At 70.9% G+C, this 6,164-nt stretch carries 5 protein-coding genes and 1 pseudogene; 4 read left to right on the top strand and 2 right to left on the bottom strand.

Features of this window, described 5'->3' with window-relative positions:
• Positions 1-530: pseudogene (locus M878_RS64925) on the top strand (hypothetical protein); the annotation flags it as partial.
• Between the two features lie 233 nt (positions 531-763).
• On the opposite strand, the gene M878_RS64920 reads toward M878_RS64925, so the two are convergent.
• Positions 764-1,645, bottom strand: coding sequence for a L,D-transpeptidase family protein (locus M878_RS64920; protein WP_031224989.1), 882 nt, complete (start codon positions 1,643-1,645; stop codon positions 764-766).
• A 79-nt stretch (positions 1,646-1,724) separates the two neighbouring features.
• On the opposite strand from M878_RS64920, the gene M878_RS64915 reads away from it, so the two are divergent.
• On the top strand, positions 1,725-3,305 hold the full coding sequence (locus M878_RS64915; protein WP_023547205.1) for an acyl-CoA mutase large subunit family protein: 1,581 nt from the start codon (positions 1,725-1,727) through the stop codon (positions 3,303-3,305).
• A 90-nt stretch (positions 3,306-3,395) separates the two neighbouring features.
• The gene (locus tag M878_RS64910; RefSeq protein WP_031224988.1) at positions 3,396-3,977 is read left to right on the top strand and encodes a Uma2 family endonuclease; all 582 of its coding nucleotides are present in this window, start codon (positions 3,396-3,398) and stop codon (positions 3,975-3,977) included.
• Positions 3,978-3,982: 5 nt separating this feature from the next.
• On the opposite strand, the gene M878_RS64905 is transcribed toward M878_RS64910, so the two are convergent.
• Positions 3,983-5,353: an FAD-dependent monooxygenase gene (locus M878_RS64905; protein ID WP_023547203.1), complete on the bottom strand. Its 1,371-nt coding sequence runs from the start codon at positions 5,351-5,353 to the stop codon at positions 3,983-3,985.
• A 71-nt stretch (positions 5,354-5,424) separates the two neighbouring features.
• Between M878_RS64905 and M878_RS64900 the strand changes: the two genes are divergently transcribed.
• Positions 5,425-6,075 carry a TetR/AcrR family transcriptional regulator C-terminal domain-containing protein gene (locus M878_RS64900; RefSeq protein WP_023547202.1) on the top strand — a complete coding sequence of 217 codons (651 nt, stop codon included), beginning with the start codon at positions 5,425-5,427 and terminating at the stop codon, positions 6,073-6,075.
• Positions 6,076-6,164 lie beyond the last annotated feature (89 nt).

The following is a 6,164-nucleotide window of genomic DNA, read 5'->3' as shown; positions in this document are numbered from 1 at the left end:
GCACGCGCGGCGGCGCCTCCGGCGAAGCCTCCGGACCGGACGGCCGCCCGGGTGGCAGCGCCTCTCCGGGCACCGGCGACCTCTCCGGCACGCCCGGCAGCCGATGGAAGGACGCGGCCGCGGCCTGCCGCGACATCCAGGACGGCAAGGGCCTGGACACCGGGCGCCGGCGCGCGCTGGAGAACCTGGCGGGCGGCAGCGCCCGGGTGAGCGGGTTCTGCAAGGTCGTCCTGACCACCGCCGGCTCGGTCGACGGCCAGGGGGACGGCGGCCAGGGCGACGAGAACGGCGGCAACGGCAAGGGCAAGGACAAGGGCGGCGACGGCAAGGGCGATGGGAACGGCCAGGGCGGCGACGACGGCGGTCACTTCGGCGAGGGCAACGGAAAGGGCAATTCCGGTGGCGGCGGCAAGGGCTGGCACGGCGAAGGTGCCGCGCCCCTTCCCTCGGCCCTCGCTCCGGTTCCCTCCGCCCGCACGACCGGTGCCGTGCCCGCCCCGGCACCGAGCCCGACGTACACCGCGCTCTGAACCCGCGGCGCCCGAAGTGCGCCCCCTCCCGCTGCTCTGACCTGCGGTTTCTTGGTCCGCGAAAAATATTTCGCGCGGGGTGTGACGTTTTTGGCGCCCCGTGCGCAGTACTGAGTGAGCCGACTGGTCATCGGCCGTCGCACTGAGCCGGGGTTCCCCCCGTACCCACGGCTCGTGCACCTGGCGCGGGCGGGACACGTTCCCCCGGTCCCGCCCGCGCCCCGCAGCCCGTCTCACCAATAGACGACGACCTTGTCGCCCACCCGCACCTGCGCGAACAACTGCTGGATCGCGGCCTGGTCCCGGACGTTGACGCACCCGTGCGAGCCTCCCGCGTATCCGCGCGCCGCGAAGTCGTACGAATAGTGCACGGCCTGGCCGCGGCTGAAGAACATCGCGTACGGCATCGGCGAGTGGTAGAGCGTCGACACCCAGTTCCGAGCCTTCCAGTAGACGTGGAAGACACCCTCCCGGGTCGGGGTGTACTGCGTCCCGAACCGCACCGCCGTCGACGTCACGGTCCGGCCGTCGACCATCCAGCGCAGGGTCCGTGTCGTCTTGTCGATGCACAGCACGCGGCCGGTCAGACAGCGCGGGTCGGGCGCGCCGGCCGGCTGACCGCCCATCAGATACAGCTCCCAGGTGCCGGGCGGGTGGGTCATGGCCACCAGCCGCTGCCAGGTGACGGCGTCCGTCCGCCCGGTCTGCGGCAGCCCGTGCTTGCCCTGGAAGCCCCGGACGCCCCGCTCGGTCAGCGCGCCGTACGACCCCGACGGCCCCTCGGACAGCCAGTCCAGCTGGCGCAGCCGTGCCTGCAGCTCCCGTACGGCGGGCCCGCTGTCGCCGCGCGACCACAGGACGCGGGGAGCGGACGCGGGTGCGGGCGCGGATGCGGATGCGAGCGCGGATGCGGGAGCGGACAGTGACGGCTGGGCCGTCCGGGTGGGATCCGTGAGCAGGCTTTCCGGGGTCTGGGGCACGCTTTCCGGCGTCTGGACGCGTAGGGGAGCCCCGGCTTTGCCATCGGCGTCCGGGGGCTGCACGGTGCAGCCGCAGAGGGCGGCGAGGGCGGCGGCCGAGGCGAGTACGGCGGCAGGTCTTCCCGAGTTCCTCATGCCGGGGATGTTTCCCAGCGTGACCGCCGTCGAACGACGGGGCATGGTGAGGGTGACAGGACGTAGTGCGGAGGCATCCATGGCGCGTGAGTCGGAGTCGGGGCTGCCGATCGAGCCGGTCTACGGACCCCAGGCGCTGGACGGCTGGAACCCGGCCGGGAAACTGGGCGAACCGGGCGCGTACCCCTTCACCCGCGGGGTGTACCCCACCATGTACACCGGCCGCCCCTGGACCATGCGGCAGTACGCCGGCTTCGGCACGGCGGCCGAGTCCAACGCCCGCTACCGGCAGCTGATCGCCCACGGCACGACCGGGCTCTCGGTCGCCTTCGACCTGCCCACCCAGATGGGCCACGACTCGGACGCGCCGCTCGCCCACGGCGAGGTCGGCAAGGTGGGCGTGGCGATCGACTCGATCGAGGACATGCGGGCGCTGTTCGACGGCATCCCGCTCGACCAGGTCTCGACATCGATGACGATCAACGCGCCGGCGGCCCTGCTGCTCCTGCTCTACCAGCTGGTGGCGGAGGAGCAGGGGGCGCGGCCCGATCAGCTGACGGGCACGATCCAGAACGATGTGCTGAAGGAGTACATCGCGCGGGGGACGTACATCTTCCCGCCGAAGCCCTCCCTGCGCCTGACGGCGGACATCTTCAGGTACTGCACCGCCGAGATCCCGAAGTGGAACACGATCTCGATCTCCGGCTACCACATGGCCGAGGCGGGAGCGTCACCCGTTCAGGAGATCGCTTTCACCCTGGCGGACGGCATCGAGTACGTCCGTACGGCGGTCGCGGCCGGCATGGACGTCGACGACTTCGCCCCCCGCCTGTCCTTCTTCTTCGTGGCCCGTACGACGCTGCTGGAGGAGGTCGCCAAGTTCCGTGCGGCGAGGAGGATCTGGGCGCGGGTGATGCGCGAGGAGTTCGGGGCCCGCAGCCCCAAGTCCCTGATGCTCCGTTTCCACACCCAGACGGCCGGCGTCCAGCTGACGGCCCAGCAGCCCGAGGTGAACCTGGTCCGGGTTGCCGTCCAGGCCCTGGCCGCGGTGCTCGGCGGCACACAGTCGCTGCACACCAACTCCTTCGACGAGGCGATCGCCCTGCCGACGGACAAGAGCGCACGGCTGGCGCTGCGCACCCAGCAGGTGCTGGCGCACGAGACGGACGTGACCGCGACGGTCGACCCCTTCGCGGGCTCGTACGCGATGGAGCGGATGACGGACGACGTCGAGGAGGCGGCCGTCGGCCTGATGCGCCGGGTCGAGGACCTGGGCGGAGCGGTGGCGGCGATCGAGCGGGGCTTCCAGAAGGCCGAGATCGAACGCAACGCGTACCGGATCGCCCAGGAGACGGACTCCGGCGAGCGGGTGGTCGTAGGCGTCAACCGCTTCCAGCTCGACCAGGAGGAACCGTATGAGCCCCTCCGGGTCGACCCGGCCATCGAGGCCCGGCAGGCGGACCGCTTGGCCAAGCTGCGGGCCGAACGGGACCAGGGCGCGGTGAACACGGCACTGGACGCGCTGCGGGAGGCGGCGGAGGGGGAGGGCAACGTCCTGTATCCGATGAAGGAGGCGCTGCGGGGGCGGGCGACGGTGGGGGAGGTGTGCAACGCGCTTCGGGGGGTTTGGGGGGCTTACGAGCCTTCGGAGGTGTTCTGAGCTGGGTGGTTACTTCGTATGGGTGATCATGGGCGGAATCCCTCCGTTCCCGGTTACGCTCGTGGAGAGTGCTCCCGAAAGGAGGTTGCCGTGGCTGTGATAGAGCGCGAGATGACGATCGCCGAAGCCGCCGACCGTGTCTCCAGCTGGCTGCCCGGACACCGCGTCGAGATCCTTCGAGGGAGCATCATCGTGACGCCGCCGCCGGACGGGCCGCATCAGGGAACGGTGTTTGAAGCCGGTTACGAGTTCCGGCGGGCAGGGGCAAAGGAGGCTGGGCTCAAGGTTCTCCCGGGTGTCGGGCTGTGGCTGCCGACAGGACGGGCGGATTACGCGATCCCGGACCTGTCCATCGTCGAGGCCGATTATGCAGACGCGTTGGTCGAGAAGAACTGCTATGCGCCGCACGTCTTCCGCATGGTTCTGGAAGTGACCTCGTCCAATTGGACGGATGACACAGCAAACAAGGTCGAGATCTACGCCGAGACCGGTATCCCTGTCTATCTCGTAGCCGACCGCAAACACGATGAGGTCCTGCTGTACGCCGACCCGGTCGACGGCAAGTACCCCAACCCCCTCCGCTACAAGCGAGGTGAGTTCGTCCCCGTCCCTGAATCCGTCGGCGTCACCCTGGACCTCTCCGTCGACACCCTCCTCGACGGCGACGACTGATCACTTCACCCCACGAAACGCCCGAGATACCCCCTGAGCCCCTCCGCCGACTCGCCCGCCCAGCCCACATACCCGTCCGGGCGGATCAGGAAGACGCCCGGGCCGTAGGACTCCGGGGCCGCCGGGAGGGCTCGGACGCCGGGGAGGGAGGTTTCCGCGCCCAGGAGGGTCCAGTGCGGGCCCCGGAACGCGTCGAAGAGGCGGATGCCGTCCACCGTGCCGTCCGGGGCGCGGTCGCCTGTCTGGACGCCCGACGGGTTGTCCCGCATCTCCACGCTCAGGGACGACTCCCGGTAGCCCAGCCCCAGTTGCACCGTCGCCTTTCCCCGGCGCACCTCGCCGCGGTGCACGCCTGTCGACAGGTCGAGCATGGCCGCCGCGTTCGCCCGGCGCTCCTCCTCATAGGTGTCGAGGACTGAGTCCGGCGCTCCGGCGCGCAGCACCGCGCCCAGCTTCCAGCCCAGGTTGTAGGCGTCCTGGACGCTGGTGTTCAGGCCCTGGCCGCCGGCCGGTGAGTGGAGGTGCGCCGCGTCGCCCGCGAGGAACACCCGGCCCACCCGGAAGCGGTCCGCCAGTGCCGCGCGGGGCCGGAAGTCCGAGGCCCAGCGCAGCTCCGTGACGTCCTCGGCGGCCAGGTGTGTGTACGCGGCCACCAATGCGCGGATGCCGTTCAGGGACACGTCGGGTTCCGTGCCCTCCGCGAGGCGCACCTGCATCTGGAAGGCGTCGGTGCCGGCCAGCGGGCACAGGGCCAGGGTGCTGCCGTCGTCCTTGGGGAACACATGCCAGTAGTCCCGGTCGAGCCCGTTCACCCGCACGTCCGCCACCAGGAACGGCGCCGGGTCGACCGTCTCCCCGGCCATGCCGACGCCCAGCGCACGCCGGACGGCCGACCGGCCGCCGTCGGCGGCGACGACGTACGCCGCGCGGGCGGTCGTACCGTCGGCGAAGCGTACGGTCACGCCCTTGGCGTCCTGCTCCAGACCCGTCACCTCGTGCCCGAAGGCCACCTCGCCTCCCCACTCCATCAGCCGGGCGCAGAGGATCTCCTGTGTGCGCCACTGTGCGACCATCAGCGGCTCGCTGTACGGCGCGCCCTCGTCCGCCTCCACCGGCTCGAACAGCGGCTGCTCGCCGATCCGCTCGCCGTCCTTCCAGATCATCCGGTGGGGGTAGGGGCCGCCGGCCGCCCGGATCGCCTCCAGTACGCCCAGGTCGTCGAAGACCTCCTGGGTGCGCGGCTGGATCCCCTTGCCGCGCGAGCCGGGGAACAGCGCCTCCGCCCGCTCCACGACCAGCGCGTCCACGCCGCGCCGGGCGAGGTCGATGCCCAGGGTCAGGCCGGTGGGGCCGGCGCCCACGATCAGGACATCCATGACTTATCTCCTTAACGTCGTTAAGTGCCGTCGCTCATGAGCGTGCCCTTAACGCTGTTAAGCTGTCAAGTGTGAGCCCCGAGAAACGCGCCCCCCTGGACCGCCGCCGCGTCGCCGACACCGCTCTGCGGGTGCTGAACGAGGTCGGTCTGGAGGGCCTGACCCTGCGTGCCATCGCCAAGGAGCTGGACGTCAAGGCGCCCGCGCTGTACTGGCACTTCAAGGACAAGCAGGCGCTGCTGGACGAGATGGCGACGGAGATGTGCCGGCGGATGGTCGCCGGTGCCGCGCTCGATCCCGCCGACACCTGGCAGGAGCGGCTGCTGAAGTCGAACCGGGGACTGCGGGCCGCGCTGCTCGGCTACCGCGACGGGGCGAAGGTCTTCAGCGGTTCACGTTTCACGGGCACGGAGCACGCCCCCGCGCTGGAGGCGAACCTGCGGCTGCTGACGGAGGCCGGGTTCACCCTCGCCCAGGCCGTCCACGCGGGCCGTACGACAAGCGCGTACACCGTCGGCTTCGTCATCGAGGAACAGGGCGTGCGGCCCCTCCCGGGCGAGCGCCGGGAGGGGTACGACATCGCGGAGCGCGCCCGGCGGCTGGCTGACTACCCGCTGGCCGCCGAGGCCGGACAGCTGCTCTTCGACGGCTATGACGCACAGTTCGAGGAGGGGCTGGCGATCGTCGTCGCGGGTGTCGGGGCGCGGTACGGGATCGGCTGAGCCGTCAGCTTGTTCCTTGACCTCGCCCGGGCCCGAGGTCAAGGAACAAGCTCACTTCCGGGCGGCGCGGGCGTTGCGGATCGCCCTCG

The sequence above is a fragment of the Streptomyces roseochromogenus subsp. oscitans DS 12.976 genome, assembly GCF_000497445.1.
GTDB classification, from domain to species: Bacteria; Actinomycetota; Actinomycetes; order Streptomycetales; family Streptomycetaceae; genus Streptomyces; species Streptomyces oscitans.
The sequence above is the reverse complement of the archived record's forward strand: the minus strand, read 5'-3'. Positions and strand labels throughout refer to the sequence as shown.

Coding starts and splice junctions, on each gene's coding strand:
- M878_RS64920 (WP_031224989.1), bottom strand. CDS start 1,645: ATGAGGAACTCGGGAAGACCTGCCGCCGTACTCGCCTCGGCCGCCGCC.
- M878_RS64915 (WP_023547205.1), top strand. CDS start 1,725: ATGGCGCGTGAGTCGGAGTCGGGGCTGCCGATCGAGCCGGTCTACGGA.
- M878_RS64905 (WP_023547203.1), bottom strand. CDS start 5,353: ATGGATGTCCTGATCGTGGGCGCCGGCCCCACCGGCCTGACCCTGGGC.